The 18,466-nt window shown below is 72.2% G+C and carries 20 protein-coding genes; 7 read left to right on the top strand and 13 right to left on the bottom strand.

What is annotated here, in order from left to right; all coding sequences use genetic code 11:
• Window positions 1-33: 33 nt before the first annotated feature.
• The gene (locus tag SALPAC3_RS0116305; RefSeq protein WP_018222277.1) at window positions 34-1,023 is read left to right on the top strand and encodes an ArsR/SmtB family transcription factor; all 990 of its coding nucleotides are present in this window, start codon (window positions 34-36) and stop codon (window positions 1,021-1,023) included.
• Here SALPAC3_RS0116305 and SALPAC3_RS0116300 read toward each other — a convergent pair.
• Complete coding sequence (locus SALPAC3_RS0116300) at window positions 978-1,544, bottom strand: Lrp/AsnC family transcriptional regulator (protein WP_018222276.1); 567 nt, start codon at window positions 1,542-1,544, stop codon at window positions 978-980. The genes SALPAC3_RS0116305 and SALPAC3_RS0116300 overlap by 46 nt on opposite strands.
• 154 nt (window positions 1,545-1,698) lie before the next feature.
• Here SALPAC3_RS0116300 and hppD point away from each other — a divergent pair, with 154 nt between their 5' ends.
• The 3 genes from hppD to hisC all read left to right on the top strand — a co-directional run bounded on the left by hppD (window position 1,699) and on the right by hisC (window position 5,031).
• Window positions 1,699-2,904: a 4-hydroxyphenylpyruvate dioxygenase gene (hppD, locus tag SALPAC3_RS0116295; protein WP_018222275.1), complete on the top strand. Its 1,206-nt coding sequence runs from the start codon at window positions 1,699-1,701 to the stop codon at window positions 2,902-2,904.
• Window positions 2,905-2,998: 94 nt separating this feature from the next.
• Window positions 2,999-3,931 carry an RDD family protein gene (locus tag SALPAC3_RS0116290; RefSeq protein WP_018222274.1) on the top strand — a complete coding sequence of 311 codons (933 nt, stop codon included), beginning with the start codon at window positions 2,999-3,001 and terminating at the stop codon, window positions 3,929-3,931.
• The gene (gene hisC / locus SALPAC3_RS0116285) at window positions 3,928-5,031 is read left to right on the top strand and encodes a histidinol-phosphate transaminase (protein WP_018222273.1); all 1,104 of its coding nucleotides are present in this window, start codon (window positions 3,928-3,930) and stop codon (window positions 5,029-5,031) included. Before SALPAC3_RS0116290 ends, hisC begins: the two co-directional genes overlap by 4 nt.
• A gap of 39 nt (window positions 5,032-5,070) precedes the next feature.
• On the opposite strand, the gene SALPAC3_RS0116280 is transcribed toward hisC, so the two are convergent.
• The 5 genes from SALPAC3_RS0116280 to SALPAC3_RS0116260 form a co-directional block, all read right to left on the bottom strand.
• Window positions 5,071-6,324, bottom strand: a complete 1,254-nt coding sequence (locus SALPAC3_RS0116280; protein ID WP_018222272.1) for an outer membrane protein assembly factor BamB family protein — start codon at window positions 6,322-6,324, stop codon at window positions 5,071-5,073.
• Between the two features lie 20 nt (window positions 6,325-6,344).
• The gene (locus SALPAC3_RS0116275) at window positions 6,345-6,842 is read right to left on the bottom strand and encodes an SRPBCC family protein (protein WP_018222271.1); all 498 of its coding nucleotides are present in this window, start codon (window positions 6,840-6,842) and stop codon (window positions 6,345-6,347) included.
• Window positions 6,843-6,941: 99 nt separating this feature from the next.
• Complete coding sequence (locus SALPAC3_RS0116270) at window positions 6,942-7,151, bottom strand: DUF397 domain-containing protein (RefSeq protein WP_018222270.1); 210 nt, start codon at window positions 7,149-7,151, stop codon at window positions 6,942-6,944.
• Window positions 7,152-7,402: 251 nt separating this feature from the next.
• Window positions 7,403-8,599, bottom strand: a complete 1,197-nt coding sequence (gene fahA / locus SALPAC3_RS0116265; RefSeq protein ID WP_018222269.1) for a fumarylacetoacetase — start codon at window positions 8,597-8,599, stop codon at window positions 7,403-7,405.
• A complete protein-coding gene (locus SALPAC3_RS0116260; protein WP_018222268.1) occupies window positions 8,596-9,459 on the bottom strand; it encodes a hypothetical protein in 864 nt (287 codons plus the stop codon). The genes fahA and SALPAC3_RS0116260 overlap by 4 nt, the downstream gene beginning before the upstream one ends.
• An 86-nt stretch (window positions 9,460-9,545) precedes the next feature.
• Between SALPAC3_RS0116260 and SALPAC3_RS0116255 the strand changes: the two genes are divergently transcribed.
• Window positions 9,546-10,712: a homogentisate 1,2-dioxygenase gene (locus SALPAC3_RS0116255; RefSeq protein WP_018222267.1), complete on the top strand. Its 1,167-nt coding sequence runs from the start codon at window positions 9,546-9,548 to the stop codon at window positions 10,710-10,712.
• A gap of 3 nt (window positions 10,713-10,715) precedes the next feature.
• Here SALPAC3_RS0116255 and SALPAC3_RS0116250 read toward each other — a convergent pair whose 3' ends face one another.
• From SALPAC3_RS0116250 to SALPAC3_RS0116235, 4 genes are read right to left on the bottom strand one after another with little or no spacing between them, the layout of a single operon-like run.
• Window positions 10,716-11,741 carry a tetratricopeptide repeat protein gene (locus SALPAC3_RS0116250; RefSeq protein ID WP_018222266.1) on the bottom strand — a complete coding sequence of 342 codons (1,026 nt, stop codon included), beginning with the start codon at window positions 11,739-11,741 and terminating at the stop codon, window positions 10,716-10,718.
• Between the two features lie 10 nt (window positions 11,742-11,751).
• Window positions 11,752-12,237, bottom strand: coding sequence for a 2-C-methyl-D-erythritol 2,4-cyclodiphosphate synthase (ispF, locus tag SALPAC3_RS0116245; protein ID WP_018222265.1), 486 nt, complete (start codon window positions 12,235-12,237; stop codon window positions 11,752-11,754).
• 13 nt (window positions 12,238-12,250) lie between these two features.
• Window positions 12,251-12,946, bottom strand: coding sequence for a 2-C-methyl-D-erythritol 4-phosphate cytidylyltransferase (ispD, locus tag SALPAC3_RS0116240; RefSeq protein WP_018222264.1), 696 nt, complete (start codon window positions 12,944-12,946; stop codon window positions 12,251-12,253).
• 56 nt (window positions 12,947-13,002) lie between these two features.
• Entirely contained in the window at window positions 13,003-13,488 is a 486-nt protein-coding gene (locus tag SALPAC3_RS0116235; protein WP_012015454.1) for a CarD family transcriptional regulator, read from the bottom strand.
• 320 nt (window positions 13,489-13,808) lie between these two features.
• Here SALPAC3_RS0116235 and SALPAC3_RS0116230 point away from each other — a divergent pair, with 320 nt between their 5' ends.
• Window positions 13,809-14,471 (top strand): hypothetical protein, encoded by a 663-nt coding sequence (locus SALPAC3_RS0116230; RefSeq protein WP_018222263.1) that lies wholly within the window; start codon window positions 13,809-13,811, stop codon window positions 14,469-14,471.
• Here the strand turns inward: SALPAC3_RS0116230 and SALPAC3_RS0116225 are convergent.
• The 3 genes from SALPAC3_RS0116225 to SALPAC3_RS0116215 are packed head-to-tail and all read right to left on the bottom strand — an operon-like array spanning window position 14,451 to window position 17,477.
• Window positions 14,451-15,512, bottom strand: a complete 1,062-nt coding sequence (locus tag SALPAC3_RS0116225) for a type III polyketide synthase (RefSeq protein WP_033660422.1) — start codon at window positions 15,510-15,512, stop codon at window positions 14,451-14,453. The genes SALPAC3_RS0116230 and SALPAC3_RS0116225 overlap by 21 nt on opposite strands.
• A gap of 34 nt (window positions 15,513-15,546) precedes the next feature.
• Window positions 15,547-16,710: an acyl-CoA dehydrogenase family protein gene (locus tag SALPAC3_RS0116220; protein ID WP_018222261.1), complete on the bottom strand. Its 1,164-nt coding sequence runs from the start codon at window positions 16,708-16,710 to the stop codon at window positions 15,547-15,549.
• Window positions 16,707-17,477 carry a methyltransferase domain-containing protein gene (locus SALPAC3_RS0116215; protein WP_018222260.1) on the bottom strand — a complete coding sequence of 257 codons (771 nt, stop codon included), beginning with the start codon at window positions 17,475-17,477 and terminating at the stop codon, window positions 16,707-16,709. Before SALPAC3_RS0116215 ends, SALPAC3_RS0116220 begins: the two co-directional genes overlap by 4 nt.
• A 45-nt stretch (window positions 17,478-17,522) precedes the next feature.
• Between SALPAC3_RS0116215 and SALPAC3_RS0116210 the strand changes: the two genes are divergently transcribed.
• Window positions 17,523-18,449, top strand: coding sequence for a UbiA family prenyltransferase (locus SALPAC3_RS0116210; RefSeq protein ID WP_018222259.1), 927 nt, complete (start codon window positions 17,523-17,525; stop codon window positions 18,447-18,449).
• Window positions 18,450-18,466: the final 17 nt, after the last annotated feature.

Raw genomic sequence — 18,466 nt, 5'->3', positions numbered from 1 at the left:
CCTATCCTTTCGTTCACCAGCGAAAGGAGCAGCATGTGGATCGAGGTGACCTCGGCGGATGTGGCGGTGAGCCGCTACGCCATCTCGCCGCTCGGGGAGGCGGTGTCGGCGCTGCGGCTCTGCGCCGGGCAGAGCGAGGCCACCGGGCTGACCCCGTGGGTGACCCGGGCCCGCCCCGTCTTCGAGCAGCTGCGGCGAAGCGTGCCGGCGATCGACGCGCTGTTGGCGTTGCAGCGCCGGGACGCGTACAACGCGGACTTCTTCCAACCGCCGCCGGACGGCACGGCACGGGAGTTCGCCGACGAACTCGCCCTGGTCCGGGCTACTCCACTGGCGCGGGCCCGCGCCGAGCTGGCCCGCAACCTCGCCGGCCACCGCACCCCACCGACGAACGCCCGTCGGATCTACGAGTCGCCGACGGTGGTGGACCAACTCGCCGACGGGATCGAAGCGGCCTGGGTCACGCTGGTCGAGCCGGACTGGCCGCGACTGCGGGCCGTCCTGGAGCGGGACCTGCTGCACCGGGCGGGGCGGCTGCTCGCGTACGGCTGGGGCGCGGCGGTCGCGGACCTGGACCCCCGGCTGCGCTGGGTGCCCGGCCCGGGCGTCGGCTATCTCGACATCGACGACCGGGACCCGCGGACGTACCCGCTGAGCGGGCGCGGAATGCTCTTCGTGCCCACCGTCTTCGGCACCCTGATGTACTACGTCGAGCAGCCCGGGCCGTACGCGATCGTCTACCGGGCCGCCGGGGTCGCCGAACTACTCGGACCCCCGGACCCGGCGCGGCCGGTGGACGCGCTGGACCGGCTGGTCGGTCGGGGCCGCGCCACGGTGCTGCGCGCCCTGACGGCCCCCGCGACGACCAGTCAGCTCGTCGCCCAACTCGGTCTGAGCCTGGGCGGCGTCGGCGACCATCTGGCGGTGCTGCGCGAGGCGGGCCTGGTGACCCGCGCCCGCGTCGGCCGGACGGTCCGCTACCGCCGCACCTCGCTGGGGGACGCGCTCGCCGAGAACGGCTGACCGACCCCAGCGCCCTCCGTGGCCGGCGGTGACGTTGCCCGCAGCGCGGAGCGGAGCAGGGGCAGGACCCGGTGCGGGATCTGCTCGGCCAGGGCGATGATCGTCGAGGTACGTCGGATGCTCTCGTGGGACACGATCTGGTCGATCACCCGTTGCAGGTCGGCGTTGGAACGGGCCACGATTCGGCAGAGCAGGTCACCGGAGCCGGTGATGGTGTGCGCCTCGAGCACCTCCGGGATCGCCGCCAGGTGGGCGACGACCGGATCGCGCCCGTGTCGTTGGCTGATCTCCAGGGTGACGAAGCTGGTCACCCCGAACCCGACGGCGGCCGGGGACACCGCGGGGCCGAACCCCTCGATCACCCCGCGGGCGACCAGCTTGTCCAGCCGCGCCTGCACGGTGCCCCGGGCCACCCCGAGGCGACGGGAGCACTCCAGCACTCCGATCCGCGGCTCCTCGGCGAAGAGCTCGATCAGGCCAACGTCGAGGCTGTCCAGCTGGACAGCATGACCAGGGTTCACAGGTAAGGACCCTACTGCTTGTACAAGCTGACCAGCCAGTTCAACAACAGTTGCCCAGTGACCGGAAGCACAGCGATATTCACGGGAAGAACCGGCACTGACGGAACCACGGCCGCGGCCCACCAGGCCGGCCGGTACGCGAGGGAGGGCCACCATGACCCAGGCGATCGACCGACCCCAGTCGAACGACGAGGTCAACGCCGACCTGCTGGTCGGCGCCGTTGACCACGACATCAGCCGCGACCCGTTCCCGGTCCGGGGCCTGGACCACGTGCAATTCCTGGTCGGCAACGCCAAACAGGCCGCGCACTACTACTCCACCGCGTTCGGCATGACCTGCGTGGCCTACCGGGGGCCGGAGCAGGGCTACCGGGATCACGCCCAGTACGTGCTGACCAGCGGTTCGGCCCGGTTCGTCCTCACCGGCGCGGTCCGACCGGACGCGCCCGGCGCCGAGCAGGTCGCCCGGCACAGCGACGGGGTCTGCGACATCGCGCTGGAGGTCCCCGACGTGGACGCGGCGTATGCGCACGCCGTGGCCCAGGGAGCGACCAGCCTGGCCGAGCCGCACGAGGTCAGCGACGAACACGGCTCGGTCCGGCTCGCCGCCATCGCCACCTACGGCGACACCCGCCACACCCTGCTGGACCGCTCCCGCTACCACGGTCCGTTCCTGCCCGGCTACGTCGCCCGCCGACCGATCGTCGACCGCCAGCCGATGATCGACGCCGGCGTCCAGCCGAAGCGCTTCTTCCAGGCGATCGACCACGTCGTCGGCAACGTCGAGCTGGGCCGGATGGACGAGTGGGTCGAGTTCTACCAGCGGGTGATGGGCTTCACCAACATGGCGGAGTTCGTCGGCGACGACATCGCCACCGACTACTCGGCGCTGATGAGCAAGGTGGTCGCCAACGGCACCCGGAAGGTGAAGTTCCCGCTCAACGAGCCGGCAGTCGCCCGGAAGAAGTCGCAGATCGACGAGTACCTGGACTTCTACCAGGGCCCCGGGGCCCAGCACATCGCGGTGGCCACCAACGACATCCTGGCCAGCGTGGACGCGATGCGTGCGGCGGGCGTGGACTTCCTGGAGACCCCGGATTCGTACTACGACGACCCGGAGCTGCGGGCCCGGATCGGCGAGGTCCGGGTGCCGATCGAGGAGCTGAAGGCGCGCCGGATCCTGGTCGACCGGGACGAGGACGGCTACCTGCTCCAAATCTTCACCAACCCGGTGCAGGACCGCCCGACCGTCTTCTTCGAGCTGATCGAGCGACACGGCTCGCTCGGCTTCGGCAAGGGCAACTTCAAGGCGCTCTTCGAGGCCATCGAGCGGGAACAGGAGAAGCGCGGCAACCTGTGACGGTCGGAGTTGGCGGCCCGGTGGCCGCCAACCCCCGAACCGCCAACCGCCGTCGTTAAGGTGTCCAGGTGAGCGAGCAGAACGAGGTGGCGCGGTGAGCGTCGCACCCGGTTGGTACCTGGACCCCGCTGACCCGGGCACCCGGCGGTACTGGGACGGCGAGGGTTGGCTCGGTGCACCCATCCCGGCCGAGGCCACACCCCCGGCGGGCCCGCCGCCGCCCGAGCCCGAGCCCAAGCCCGAGCCGAAACCGGCAACCCGGCCCGACGAGCCCGGCCCACCCGCCGGCCAGCCGGGCGCCGTGGCGGGCCAGCCCGCCACGTCCGGGTCCGGCACCCCACCACCGGGCTACGGGCCCCCACCGGGCGCGCCATACCCGGGGACACCCGGCGGGCCACCACCGGGCGCGCCGTACCCGGCCTGGCCCGGCCAGCAGCCCGAGCCTCGTCCGCACGGGCTGCCGCTGGCCGGGTTGGGGGCCCGGCTGGTAGCCCGCCTCATCGACATCGCGGTCGTCCTCGCGCTGAACGTGGTGGTGAACTTCTGGTTCGTGTGGCAGTACATCCAGCAGATGTCCCCGCCCATCGCCGAGGCCTGGCGCCGGGTCGTTGACCAGGACACCACCACCGAGCAGCTGCCGGCGGCGGGTGACCAGGCCGGCGGCCTCCAGATCGCGATTCTGTTGATCGCCACGGCGCTCTGGATGGCCTACGAGGTACCGTCGATGGCCAACCGCGGGCAGACCTTCGGCAAACGGGTGATGGGCCTGCAGGTGCTACCGGTGAGCGCCGTCGCCCCGCTGGGCTTCGGGCGGGCGCTGCGCCGCTGGAACACGCTCGGCCTGCCCACCCTGCTCTGGTTCTGCTGCGTCGGCTTCCTGCTACAGCTCATCGACTCCCTCTCCCCACTGTTCGACCGTCCGCTCCGGCAGGCCCTGCACGACAAGCGGGCGCAGACCGTGGTGGTTCAGCTACCCCGCACCCCCGTCCCGAACGACCGCCCCGCACCCCCGGGAGACACCGCATGACCGACACCGGACAACGCCGGCCAGCGCCCCGGCTCACCCGCGCCGACCTGGACGTCCTGCCCAGCTACGTGCCGGGGCGCAGCCCGGCCGACCTGGCCCGCGAGTTGGGCCTGCCCGAGGCGATCAAACTGGCCAGCAACGAGGTGCCGTACGGACCGCTGCCCGGGGTGGTGGCGGCGGTCACCGAGGCCGCCGCCGGCGCCCACCGGTACCCGGACATGGGCGTGGTGGCGCTGCGCGCGGCCCTCGCCGAGCAGTACGGGGTGGACGCCGAGCGGATCGCCACCGGCTGTGGCTCGGTGGCGCTCGCCGATCACCTGGTCCGGGCCACCTGCATGCCCGGTGACGAGTTGCTCTACTCCTGGCGCTCGTTCGAGGCGTACCCGATCATCGCGGCGACCAACGGGGCGACCAGCGTACGGGTCAGCAACGACGCCGGGCACGGGCACGACCTGACCGCGATGGCCGCCGCGATAACCGACCGCACCCGAATGGTCCTGGTCTGTAACCCGAACAATCCCACCGGCACCGCGGTACGCCGAGCCGAGTTGGAGCACTTCCTCGACCAGGTCCCGGACGACGTGCTGGTGGTCATCGACGAGGCCTACCGGGAGTTCGTCACCGACCCGGAGGTGCCGGACGGCCTCAGCTATCTGGACCGACCGAACGTGGCGGTGCTGCGGACCCTGTCGAAGGCCTGGGGCCTGGCCGGGCTGCGGATCGGCTTCCTGGTCGCCCAGCCGGAGGTGGCCGCGGCCATCCGAAAGGTGGTCACGCCCTTCTCCGCCAGCGCGGCCGCCCAGGCCGGCGCGCTGGCGGCCCTCGCCCAGGCCGACGAGGTGCGGCGGCGCTGCGCCCTGGTCGTGGCCGAGCGGGGCCGGGTCACCGAGGCGGTACGGAAGCTGGTCCCGGACGTACCGACCAGCCAGGCCAACTTCGTCTGGCTACCCCTGGGCGACCAGGCGGTGGAGTTCGGCCGGGCCTGCGAGTCGCGCGGCGTGATCGTCCGACCCTTCCCCGGCGACGGAGTCCGGGTCACCATCGGCACCCCGGCCGAGAACGACGCCTTCCTGGCCGCGGCCGAGGCCGCGCTCGGCTGAGCCACGGCGGTTTCTGCTCGCCGCGAGCTGACGGCCCGCTCAGGTCGCGGCGAGCAGAACCGGTCGCGAGGTGAGGAAGTAACGCTGATCGTCCGCCGCCGCGTCGACCGGGAGGCGGAGGCACTCCACCGCCAGGTAGCCATCGACCGCGTACGCGGTGCCGGGGGCCCACGAGGTGCTGTCGGTGCCGAGCGAAAGCTGGAACCGGGACCGCTGGACCCCACTGCCCGCATCAAACGTGATCAGGTTGTTGCTGTCAGTGACCAGATGTACGCGGTCCGGCTCCACCGCGAGTACCCGAGCCCCGCCCATGTCCTCGTGCCGCCACTGCTCGCTCCCGGTCCGCGGCTCGCGGGCCACCAAAGCACCGTCTCGTACGCCGACGGCGACGTCACCGGCGAGCCGGGTGTCGGGCGCGTCCAGCACCGGGGCCGCCACCGGCTCTCCCGAGCCGAACAGCCAGCCCCGAGCCGCGTCGTCACCCGGTCCGACAGCCGTACGGAGGCCGGCGCAGCCGGATCGACCCGAGTGGCAGCCGAGCGGGGTGACGACCAGCGTCTCCCCGCCGCCCGGCGGGCTCCAGCGGGTAACGGCGCCGGTGACCGCGTCCCGGAAGTCGATGGTCGCCGCCGAGCCGCAGGAGTCGACGCTCACCAGACCACCCGCCGTGGTGGTGCCGATCGCCTGCTGACACCCCGGCCGGACGTCGGACTGCCAGAGTCGCTGCCCATCGGCCAGGTTCCAGCCGGCCAACGCATCCCCGCCGGCAGCGAGTACCACCGAGGTGTCGGCAGCCGAAGCCAGGAAGAGCCCCGACGGGTTCCACACGGTCTCCGCACCGGTTCGCCGGGACTCGGTGTCGTGCTCCGGCACCGGCCCCTCCGCCCGCCAGGCGACCTGGCCGGTACGCCCGTCCAACGCCACCACCTGGCCGTCCGACCACTGGGTCACCACGGTGTGGCCGCTCGCCACCACGCCCTCCAGCTGGGCGGGCCAGCGACGGAAGGACCAGTACGGGGTACTTCGATGCTTGAACTCGACCGGCTCGTCGGCGTAAACCTGGCGCTCGGCCGCGTACACCCGGATTCGGCCGTCCACCACCAGTGGCGCCACCGGCAGCCGCGCGACGAGGCCGGGGGACGGAGTCGCCGCCGTCGGGTATGCGCCGGCCGCCGCGGTGCTGACCTCGGCCGGGGCCAGCACCCGGTAAACCGTGGCCGCCACCGCCATCAGCACCACTACCACGACCACCGCCGCCACTGCGAACAGCCGGCGGCCTGTCGGGAAAACCATGCGCACCTCCGCCCGGAACCCTACCCAGCACGCGGCGCCCGGCTGCGGCGTGGTTGCCGGGCCGGCGCGGCCCGACCGGCGGCGGCGAGCTCGGCGAGATCGCGGCGCAGCGCACCGGCGACCGCCCGAGCGGCCAGCCCGCCGAGGAAGAACGCGACGATCCGGCCGCGGGTACCGGCGGGGATCGCCTCCTGGGTGACCGTGACCACCGTGTTGCGTTCGCCTCGGCACCGGGCCGGACGCAGCGCCCAGGTGGTCCGATAGTCCACCCCCCGGCCGGGTGAGGCGAGTACCAGCCGGTGTGGCGGCACGGCCTCGACCACGACGAACTCCTCAACCAGCGCCGCCCCGTCCGGCTGGGAGCGGACCTCCCGCCACGCGGTGCCCGGGCCGAACTCGCCGTGGGTCAGGACCACCCGACCCGGGGCGGCGTGGGTGCGCATGGTCAGGTCGGTGAGCAGGCGCCACACGTCGTTCGGCTGCGCCTGGATAGACCGCATGACCGTCACCCGCGACATACCACCTCCCGTGGCGTCGACGGTACGCGCCGTGACCGCCGCGCGGGGTCCCGCCGCCGGCTATTGCTTGACAGCTGCCCTGCACGGCCCCCGCACCACTCAGCTACCGAGCTCTCCGGCCCGGACCGCTCGGATGAACCTCGCCCATCCCGGAGCCCCCACCGCGAGGGCCGGACCAGATTTGTCCTTCGAGTCACGTACGGCCACCACGCCGAGCGCCTGGACCAGGTTGTCGGCCACCTCCACACAGAGCCCCTGGTCGTTGGAGCGGCTGCTGGATCGCCAGACCGCACCTGGGAAGTCGTTCATCCTTCACCCTCCTGTCGCCGTGCCGCCAACCGGCCGCGAGCCCGACCCGGGGAACAGGCCCGTACCGCGTGGCGACGGATCCGGTCGATCAACGTGACAGGACGGGAGCCTGATCGGACGACCTGTGCGATCCGCCCGTACCGGTGGAGGTTTCTCGCTCGGTACGGGCGGACGTGGGCGCACCGGTGGTATCGCTTCGGCCGCGCGGCGCAACCGGGGTGGCGCCGACCGGACGGAAGGGGCTTCGCTGGTCAGCGGGGAGCGACGATGGTGCCGGTGACCTCGCCGAGGCCGACAGCCGTGCCGTCCGGGCCGGGCGCGGTGCCGGTGATGGTGATGGTGTCGCCGTCGGCCAGGAAAGTACGTTCGCTGCCACCGACCCGAACCGGCTCCGCCCCGCCCCAGGTCAGCTCCAGGAACGAACCGACCTGACCGCGCTCGGCGCCGGAGACGGTGCCGGAGGCGTAGAGGTCGCCGGTGCGCAGCGCGGCTCCGTTGACGGTCAGATGGGCCAGCTGCTGCGCCGGGGTCCAGTACATGGTGGCGAACGGCGGCTCACTCACCCGCTCACCGTTCCACTCCACCGACAGGCGCAGATCAAGCCCGAGATGGGGCTCGTCGCGCAGGTAGTCAGCGACCGGTGGATCCTGCTCCGGAGCCGGCACGAACGCCGCGCCGAGCGCCTCCAGCGGCGTCACCCAGGCCGCGACCGAGGTGGCGAAGGACTTACCGAGGAACGGTCCCAGGGGTTGGTACTCCCAGGCCTGGATGTCCCGGGCCGACCAGTCGTTGACCAGGACCACACCGAACACGTGGTCGGCGAAGTCACCGACCGGGACGCGGCTGCCCAGCGGACTGGGCACACCCACCACAAAGCCCACCTCCGCCTCGATGTCGAGGCGAACCGAGGGGCCGGTGACCGGACCCTGCGGGGTGGCCCGCTGCCCGCACGGCCGGACAATCGGGGTGCCGGAGACCACCACGGTGCCGGCCCGACCGTGGTAGCCGATCGGCAGGTGCTTCCAGTTGGGCAGCAACGGCGGCTGGCCCGGCCGGAAGATCTGACCGACGTTGCTGGCGTGCTGCTCTGAGGAGTAGAAGTCGACGTAGTCCGCCACGTCGAAGGGGAGCAGGAGCTCTACGCTCGACAGCGGCCGGAGCAGCGGCTCGACCGCCGTCCGGTGGGAGCTGTCGGTGAGCAGCTCGACTATCCGCTGCCGCACTACCGTCCACTGCGGACGACCGAGGGCCATGAAGTCGTTCAGCCGCGGACGGCTCAGCGTACCGGCGGCCAGCACCAGGCCGGCCTGCTCGGCGCCGCCGAGGTCCAGCAGGTGGGTGCCGACGCGTACGCCCACCCGCGGCTCACCGTCGGCGGTGCGGAACACCCCGTACGGCAGGTTGTGCAGCCCGTACGGCGAGCCCTCCAGGCCGGTCACCCAGGTCATGCGTCGGTACCCCCGTTCACCAGCCCCAGCTGGATCAGATCGGTCAGTGGTTCCAGGATGCTGCACGAGCCGTAGCCGACCCAGAGCGGACGCGCCGCGTCCAGCCGCTGCTCGATCGGAGCGAGCAACGGCCGCGGGTCGGTGGCGCGGAGCAGCTCGGTGACCCGCTCCACCTCGGCGCCCCCGGCCGCGACGAGCGCGGCGGCGAGTACGTTCGCGAAGCCGTGGTGGGTGAAGCCGGTCTCCCGGTCCAGGTGTCGCACCGCGTGGTGCAGCCCGGCGGTCAGCTTGAACGGCAGCCCCCGCTGCTGACATCCGTGGATCACCGCGGCCAGCTCGGTGGGGGTGGGAAAGAGCTCGGCGGCGAGCCCGCCGGTCCGGAACTTCGCGGCCACTGACAGCCCGGCGGCGCGGGCCTCAACGAGCCGGTCCAGCGCCTCCATCAAGCCGAAGGTCAGCGGAATCTCGGCGTAGACGGTGCGGCCGGCGAGCTGCTCCGCCACCGGGAGAAGCCTGGCCAGGCCCGGCTGCGGGTCCGCGCCGCGGGCGGCGACGGCGACCTCGACCTGCTGGATCGTGACGCCGGTGGGCACTGCGGCGAGGGCAGCCGGGAGGCTGGCTGTTCCGGTGTCTCCGATCAGCCCGACCACGAGCTCCTCGGCTGGATCGACCAGGGCATGCAGCTCCCGATTAAGCACTGTGGAGGCGGGGACCAGGAGCGGGCCGACGAGCTCGGCATACCAGGACGAGCGGTGCTGCCGGTGCGCCGGAACGGCGTCGGGCAGCGACGCACTGCCGGGCGGGAAGATGGCGGCGTCGTCGACGAGGCCGGCGAGGAGTCGGGGCAGCTTCGTTGACACGAGACAACAATCTACGGGACGCTAAAGGAGCGGACAATAGCGTCCGATTTTCGGACACCCTGGATGATCTGCTCGGGGAGGGCGAGATGCCGTTCTACCGCCGCGTCGGCGAGGTGCCGCGCAAGCGCCACACCCAGTTCCGTCAGCCCGACGGCCGCCTCTACGCCGAGGAGTTGGTGGGCCAGGAAGGCTTCTCCGACGACTCCTCGCTGCTCTACCACCGGCACGCGCCGACCGCGATCGTGGCCGCTGAGGAGTTCACCCCACCAGCGGTCACCTGCCTGCCGAACCTCCCACTCAAGCCCCGCCACCTGCGCACCCACCAACTCGACCGGCCCGGCGCCGACCCGGTGCTCGGCCGGCGCCACCTGCTCGGCAACGACGACGTCCGGATCGCGTACGTGCTGGCCGACCAGCCTTCCCCGCTGTTCCGCGACGCCACCGGTGACCACTGCCTCTACGTCGAATCCGGCACCCTGCGGGTCGAGTCCCCCTTCGGCCCCCTCGACGTCGTCGCCGGCGACTACGTGATCATCCCGACCTCGACCATCCACCGGCTCGTACCCACCGGCACCGAGCCCGTCCGGCTGCTGGCGGTCGAGGCGGCCGGCCACATCGGCCCACCCAAGCGCTACCTGTCGGTGCGCGGTCAGTTCCTGGAACACTCGCCGTACTGCGAGCGGGACGTCCGCGGACCGGACACACCGCTGCTCGTTGCCGGCGAGAACGTCGAGGTTCTGGTCCGGCACCGACGCGGCTGGACCCGGCACGTCTACGCCAATCACCCGTTCGACGTGGTCGGCTGGGACGGGCACCTCTACCCGTGGGCCTTCTCCATCCACGACTTTGAGCCGATCACCGGCCGGGTCCACCAGCCCCCGCCGGTGCACCAGACATTCCAGGGCCCGAACTTCGTGATCTGCTCGTTCGTCCCCCGCAAGGTGGACTACCACCCCGACGCGATCCCGGTGCCGTACAACCACCACAACGTCGACTCCGACGAGGTGCTCTTCTACACCGGGGGCAACTACGAGGCGCGGCGCGGCTCCGGCATCGGCCAGGGGTCGATCTCCCTACACCCGTCGGGCTTCACCCACGGGCCGCAGCCCGGCGCCGCCGAACGGTCGATCGGCGTTGACTACTTCGACGAGCTCGCCGTCATGGTCGACACCTTCCGCCCACTGGAGCTCTGCGACGCCGCCGCCGCCTGCGAAGACGACGCGTACGCCTGGACCTGGGCGCGGCGCGGGTAGCCCTCAGCGCACCGAACGGGCGAGCGCGGTAACGACGGCGAAGGCCGCCACCGCGATCGCCAGGACCAGCGGCCAGACCGTGCCGACGAGGGTGTAGAGCAGGAGCAGCACCGGCGCCGCGGCAGTCGCGTATCCGGCCAGCGCCAACGGCCGGTCGGAGCGCAGCAGCTCCGGCAGGATCGTGCGGGCCACCCCGGGCAGCTTCGCCGCGTACCGCCACACCAGCAGCCCGGCACCGAGGGCGGCCGCCGCCGCGACAGCCCGGGACAGCCCCGGGCTGCCCACCGCGAAGCAGGCGATCACCACCGCGGCGACCATGGACCAACCGGCGCCAAACACTACGAGCTGACGAAGGCCGACCGAGATCGTCCGCACCGAATTGATCCGACCAGGGCTGATCGCCGCCGCCTCGGCGAGGTGCTCCAGCGCCTCACTCCACCGGCGCTGCTCCAGCCGCAGCACCCCGATGTCGTGCCGCGCCTCGGCGAGCTGCGGGTCGAGCCGCAGCGCCTCGGTGTACGCCCGCTCGGCCAGGTCGTACAGCTGCAGGTTCGCCGCGACCAACCCGAGCGCCAGGTGCCCCGCCGGCTCCTGTGGGGCCAACTCCACCCCCCGCCACGCCGCGTTCAACGCGGGCTGACCATTACGGGACCCAGCCAGGATCGCCGCGCCGTTGCGCTGGGCGTACGCGTCCGCCGGCCCCAGCGCGAGAATCCGATCCGCGGTCCGGGCCGCCTCCCCGTGGTCGGCCAGGTCGGCCAGGGCCATCCCCCGGGCGACCAGGGCGGAGACCGAGTCCGGCGCGACCGCCAACGCGTTGTCGGCGGCGGTGAGCGCGTCGGCGGGCCGCCCCGCCGCGAGCTGCACCCGGGAGAGCTCGGTCGACACCGCCGCGTGGGCGGGATCAAGGGCTAGGGCGAACCCCAACTCGGTGATGGCCTCGTCGTAGCGGCCGAGCTCGGCGAGGAGCTGGGCCCGCTGCAGGTACCCGTCGGCGGCGGAGCGGTCAGAGGTGGGTTCGCTGGACATCGCTGCGAGCCTAAGCGGCCGGGGCTGCGTAAACCAAGGCCACCGCGATGCCGGTCAGACCCTCGTCCCGGCCGGGAAAGCCGAGCCCGTCGGTGGTGGCGGCGGAGACACTCACCGGGGCGCCAACCGCCGCCGAGAGCACCTGCTGCGCCTCGGCCCGACGCGGCCCGATCTTGGGGCGGTTCCCGATCACCTGCACCGAAACGTTGCCGATCGTGTAGCCGGCCGCGCGCACCCGGCGGGCGCTCTCGCCGAGCAGGGCCGCACCGGAGGCACCGGACCACTCCGGCTGCCCCACCCCGAAGTTGGCGCCGAGATCGCCCAGGTCGGCGGCGGAGAGCAACGCGTTGCACGCGGCGTGGGCGGCGACATCCGCATCCGAATGCCCGGCCAGGCCGTCCTGCCCGGGCCAGTGCAGGCCGGCGACCCAACAAGGCCGGCCGGATTCGAAAGCGTGCATGTCAACGCCGATGGCAACCCGCGGAACGATCACCATCCGAGGGTACGTGTCAGCGGTCAGTCGCCAGCAGGTGCTCGGCCAACGCCAGGTCGAACGGGCGGGTGACCTTCAGGGCGTATTCGGAGCCGGGTACGCAGACCACCGGCACCCCGAGCTTCTCGACCAGGCCGGCATCGTCGGTGAGCGGGTCGGTGGCGGCGGCGTGCGCGGTGGTCAGCACCGCCCGCCGGAACCCCTGCGGCGTCTGCACCGCCCGCAGCGCGGAGCGATCGACCGTGCCGAGGACCTCCTCGCTGACGCCGACCTCTTTGATGGTGTCGACCACCGGCAGCACCGGGATCACCGCGTCGTGACCGGAGCGGACCGCCGCGGCGACCGACTCGACCAGCCCGGGCGGGGTGAGCGCTCGGGCCGCGTCGTGCACCAGCACGATCTCCGGGCCGGCAGGGACCGCGGCGAGCGCGGCAGCGACCGAGGCCTGCCGTTGCGCTCCGCCCGACACCACGGTGACCGGCGCCACCGGGGCCAACAGTTCGCGGACCGCGACGAGATCCGGCGCCGGAGCGGCCACCACCACGGTGTGCACCGATGCGGCGGCGGCGAGCCGGCGGACCGCGTGCACCAGTAGCGGCTCCCCACCGAGCAGCCGAAGCGCCTTCGGCCGGCCAGGGCCCAGTCGTACGCCGGCACCGGCCGCAGGCACGAGGACCGCGACGTCACCGCGCGGATCGAGCTGCGCGGTCACGTCGCGGTCCTCGGTGATTTACTCATGGCAGATCGGGTACGACGATCAGGTGCGGATCAGGCTTCGGTCAGCACCTTGTCGAGCAGCGTCTCCGCCTCGTCCTTGGTGCTCTTTTCGGCCAGTGCGACCTCGCCGACGAGAATGTCGCGGGCCTTGGCGAGCATGCGCTTCTCGCCTGCGGACAGCCCCCGCTCCCGCTCCCGCCGCCACAGGTCGCGAACGACCTCGGCCACCTTCAGCGGATTACCGGAGGCCAACTTCTCAAGATTTGCCTTGTAACGCCGTGACCAGTTGGTCGGCTCCTCGGTGTGCGGAGCCCGGAGAACGTCGAAGACCTTGCCGAGGCCCTCTTCGCCGACCACCTCGCGCACACCCACGATCTCGGCATTCTCCGCGGGAACCCGGACCGTGAGGTCACCCTGCGCGACCCTGAGAACGAGGTACTGCTTCTCCTCGCCCTTAATGACCCGAGTCTCGATTGCCTCGATGAGTGCGGCCCCGTGGTGGGGGTAAACAACGGTCTCGCCGACACTGAAAACCATAGGTTCGAAACCCCTTTCGCTGTGTCTAGGGTAACACGCTCAGACACCGGTGTCTCACCGCTGCCCTGACCGTTGGCGCAGCTCAGGGGCCCTGTGAGAGGGATTTCTTCAGCTTGACAGGCCGTCAGACCGAAGTATTGAACACGCTCCGTGACGGCACTATGCCACCACGGCTGAGTGGCGGAACCCGGATCCAAGGCGATGCGCTCGACTCATGGTAGCCCGCACCCGGGCGCTCGCCCATGCCTGGCGGGAGCGGTCCCGGTACGGCAGGCTGAACAAGAGCCCGCCTCAGGCTCGCCAAAAATCCAGGGGGTTCGATGGGCAGGCCCGCCGCGGACGACGACTCCGGACTGCCGGACCTGCCACCCGAATGGGGCCGGGTGGTCGTACCGGACAACGCCGCAGAGCTCTCGGCCGAGGCCGAACAGCTCCGCCGGGAACTGAACCGGCCGGCCCGATCTCGTTCGATACTGCCGGCGCTGCTGACACTTTTAATCGCCATGGTCACCGTGTTGGCCGGGCTGAACGCGACCCTCTGGGCCCAACCCGCCCCCACCCCACCGGCGTCAACCCCGGCCACCCCCGCGGACCTGATCGGGCGAACCCTGCCCGCGTTCGACCTGGTGGACAACGGTAAACCGGTGCCGCTGCGGGGCCTGCTGCCCGCCGTGATCGTCCTCACCGACGCGTGCGCCTGCCCGGCCGAGGTGGCCAACACCGTCGCCGTCGCGCCACCCCGGGTCACCGTGATCATCGTCAACCCCGCCCCCGCCGTACGCGAGTCGCCCCCCGCTCCGGAGACCGCCCTGCACGCGCTCGACGACCCGGCCGACGGGTTACGCGCTTTCCTTCGCCTGCCGCCCCGGGCCGGCGTGGCCAGCGCGCTGCTCGTGGACCGCTCCGGGACGGTACGGAAGGTGCTCCCCGAGCTCCGCTCCACCGCCGACTACGAACCCGAGCTAGCCCGCCTCGCCAGCTGACCGTTCGAGGAGGCCCGCGTACAGGGTCAGGCCCGGGCCGAAGGCCAACATCACCACCCGTCGCGCCGGCACGACCGATCGGTGTAGTCGGTCCAGCACCAACAGCACCGTCGGCGACGAACAGTTGCCCCGCTCGGCCAACGTCTCCCGGGACGCCGCCAGGGCGGACGACGGCAGGGCGAGTTCCCGCTCCACCACGTTGAGGATGCGGGGGCCGCCCGGGTGCACCGCCCAGCCGTCCACCTCCGACCGCCGCAGGTCATGCTGGGCGAGCAAGCCGTCCACCAGCGCCCGTACCTGCGTCGAGAGCACCTGCGGCACCTTCGGCGACAACCCCATCCGGAACCCGGTGTCGGTGACATCCCAGGTCATGTGATCGGCGGTGGAGGTGTCGGTCACCGAGGTGACCGCCCGCACCGCGTACCCGGGACCACCGGGCACGACCACGGCGGCCACCGCGGCGTCGGAGAAGAGCGCGTGCGAGACGATCTGCTGGGTGTCCACCCGGGCGGTGGCGGGCTGAATGTGCAGGCTGGTCAGCTCCGCGCAGAGCAGCATGGCGGGTTGGTCTCGGGCGGTCACGAAGTCGCTCGCCACGCCCAGCCCCGGCAACGCGGCATAACAGCCCATGTGACCGACGAAGACCCGCTGCGTGCCCGGTGCCATGCCGAGATCCCGGGCGAGGAGAATGTCCAGCCCCGGGGTTGCGTATCCGGTGCAGGAACAGACCACGAAGAGCCCGACGTCACCGGCGGCCAGACCGGCGGCGGTGAGCGCCCGCCCAACCGCCTCCTTGCCCAGTGGCAGCGCCTCCACCTGATAGCGCCGCATCCGCCGCTCGGTCGACCAGTCGGAGACATCCTCCAGCACCGGATTGACCGCGGCCTGCCGGCGATTCACCCCCGAGTTGGCGAAGATGCGTTCGGCCAGCGCCCGGGTGGTTCCGGAGTAGTGCCGGGCGAAGAAGCCCTCCCACAACTCACCCTGCTCGGCCGACGGCGGATGCGCCGTACCGATCCCCGCGATCACCGGCACGGCCATGATGCCCACCCTTCGTTCTGATCTCCCAGCACCTTCACCAACGAGGAGCCGACCCGTCGCGGTCCGGGTCGCCACCGAGCACGGCGATGCCGAGCCAGTCCGCGCAGACGTCGGAGGTGGCCGGGTGCAGCGAACCGCAACGCGCATCCCGGTAGAGCCGCTCCAACGGATGCCCCCGCCGAGTGGCCCCGGTGCCGGCCGCCTCCAGCACCGAGGCCGCCACGTCGGCCGCGGTGGCGCCCGCCAGCAACTTCGCCCGCCAGACCCAACGGTTCGTCTCGGCGTCACCCGGCGCCTCGTCCACCCGCCGGGCCGCCTCCGCCACCACCAGGTCCGCCGCGGCCACCGCCGCGTCGGCGCGACCGAGCCGGGCCCGGACCGCCGGCAGACCGCCGAGCTCACGGGCGTTCAGGTGCTCGGCCGCGGCGTCGATCGCGGCCCGCGCGACCCCGACGTACACCGCGGCGTAACTCGCGACCAGCCAGTGCGGCATCAACTGCGCCACCACCAGAGCCAGCCCCTCGACCCCGCCAAGCAGCCGGTCTGCCGGCACCGTCACCTCCAGGTGCAGGTCGTGGGAGGAGGTGGACCGCATGCCTAGCGAGTCCCAGGTCTCCTCGACGGCCAGCCCGTCCCCGGCCGGCACGAGAAACTGGGAGACCACCGACGGGTCAGCCGCGCTACGGGCGGCCACCAGATAGCCGTCGGCGTGGCCGGCACCGGAGCAGAAGGTCTTGCTCCCCTTGATCCGCCAGCCGCCGGCGACCGGCTCGTACACCGTGCTGAGCTGCGAGAGCCGGGCCCCCGCCCCGCGTTCGCTCATCGCCACCGCGTACCAGGAGCCATCCGCCGCCGCCCGCAGCAGCCGGTCCCGCGCCGCCAACGCCTCGTCTGGCAGGCCGAGCGTCTCGGCCAACTCCTCGGTCACCGCGCCCAGCGCGCCGGTGACCGAGGCATGCATGTTGAACACCAGCGCGGTCGCGCCGTTTCCCCGGGCCAACTCGGTCGCGACTGCCGCGTACTCCCCGAAGGCGGCGCCGAGGCCGCCAAGCTCCCGCGGCACCAGCAGACCGAACAGGCCCGCCTCCCGGAGGTCTCGGAAATCGTCGACCGGGAAGGTGCCGTCCCGGTCGTGGTCGGCCGCCCGAGCGGCGAATCGCGGCGCCAACCGGCGGGCCACCTGCACAGCCTGCGTCATGCGACCGTTCCCTCCTCAGATCCGTCCATCCGCTTCTGATCGCGCTCGCGCCGGCCCCAGCCCTGGTAGAGCACCGCAGTTGACCAGGTCGGCACGATGCGTGGGGGCACCCCGCCCGCCCCCCGTGCCCGCCGCGCCAGCCAGCCGAGCACCCGAATCAGCTGCGGTCGAATCCCGCGCAGCCGCAGGTCGACGCCGTACCGGGCACATTCGGCGACCAGTGCGCGGGCGTCCACGAACAACCGTGGGTCGTGGATCCCGCGCGGGACCGTGGGCAGCCGCTCGCCGATGTGGACGGCGAGCAGGCGGCTCAGCGCGGTGTCGTTGAGCGTGTCGAGGACGAGTAGCCCGCCCGGTCGGAGTAGCCGGCAGGCCTCGGCCACCACCGTTCGCCAGTCGGGAACGTGCTCCAACAGCTCGCCCGCGGCCACCACGTCGGCGCAGCCGGAGGTGAGCGGCACGGCGGTCGCGTCGGCGTTGAGCACCGCCACGCCGTGCCCGGCGGCCTGGCGCAGCGCCGAACCGGTGAGGTCGACCCCGACGTGTCGATAGCCCTTGCCGGCGAGGTGTGGGGCGAGCAGCCCGGCACCACAGCCGAGGTCGACCAGGAGGGCGCCGGGACGCGACGCCGCCGGCACCAACGCCGCCCGGGACTCGGCCAGCCAGTGCAACATGGCGAACGCGCCGTCCGGCCGCCACCACTCCCCGGCCAGGTCGTCGTACTGGCGCGGATCATTGCGCGGCAGGGTGCGGCCAGCCTCTGGCATGGACCGAGCGTGGCACGACTGCCCGGTAACGACCAGACTTCCCTCATGACCTCCTCAGTGCTACGGCGTGTCGCGCGGGTGCTGACCCGGCCGGACCGAGCCGGGCGCACAGCCGGTGGCTCGGGAGCGACCCGCAACCGGTCGGTGGCGGCCCTGCTCCGGGCGAGTCATCCCGAGCCAGCAGCCGCGGTCACCACCGTGGCCGGCCTGCTCGCCTGGGGTGTCGGGCACCGGCTGACGGGGGTGGTCGTCGTGGTGCTCACCGTGGCTGCCAGTCAACTCGCCGTCGGGTGGACCAACGACGCGCTCGACGCGAAGCGGGACACCGTGGTCGGGCGGCCCGACAAGCCGGTCGCCGCCGGTCTGGTCAGCCGACGCACGACCGCCGTTGCCGCCGCCGCGGCCACGCTCGCCACCCCGGTGCTCGCGCTGACGACGAACCGGGCCGCCGCGGCCGTAGCCACCGCCGGGCTGATCTCCGCGCTGCTCTACAACTGGCCGCTGAAGTCCTCGCCGCTGTCGGTCCTGCCCTACACGGCCTCCTTCGGGTCGTTGCCGGCCTTCATCGTGCTGGCGCTGCCGGGCGCTGGAACGCCACCGGTCTGGCTGGTCGTCGCCGCGGCCCTACTCGGCGCCGGCGCGCACTTCGCGAACGTGCTGCCCGACCTCGACGACGACGCCCGCACCGGCGTCCGCGGGCTGCCCCACCGGCTCGGCCCGGGCGGCAGCCGGACCGCCGCCATCGGGCTCCTGCTCGCGGCGACCGCCACCCTGGTCTTCGGGCCGCCCGGACCACCGTCGCCGGTCGGGCTCGCCACGGCGGCCGCCGCCGTCCTGATACCACCGCTACTCTGGTACGGCGAGCGCGTCACCAATCGCGCCACGACCCGATCGACGGCCGCCTTCCGAGCAGTCTTAGCAATCGCCATCATCGATGTAATTCTGCTTTTGACCAGCGGACCATTGATTTGAGCGCCCTCACAGCGGTG

The organism is Salinispora pacifica DSM 45544 (genome assembly GCF_000378845.1).
In the GTDB taxonomy this organism is placed as follows: Bacteria; Actinomycetota; Actinomycetes; order Mycobacteriales; family Micromonosporaceae; genus Micromonospora; species Micromonospora pacifica.
The sequence above is the reverse complement of the archived record's forward strand: the minus strand, read 5'-3'. Positions and strand labels throughout refer to the sequence as shown.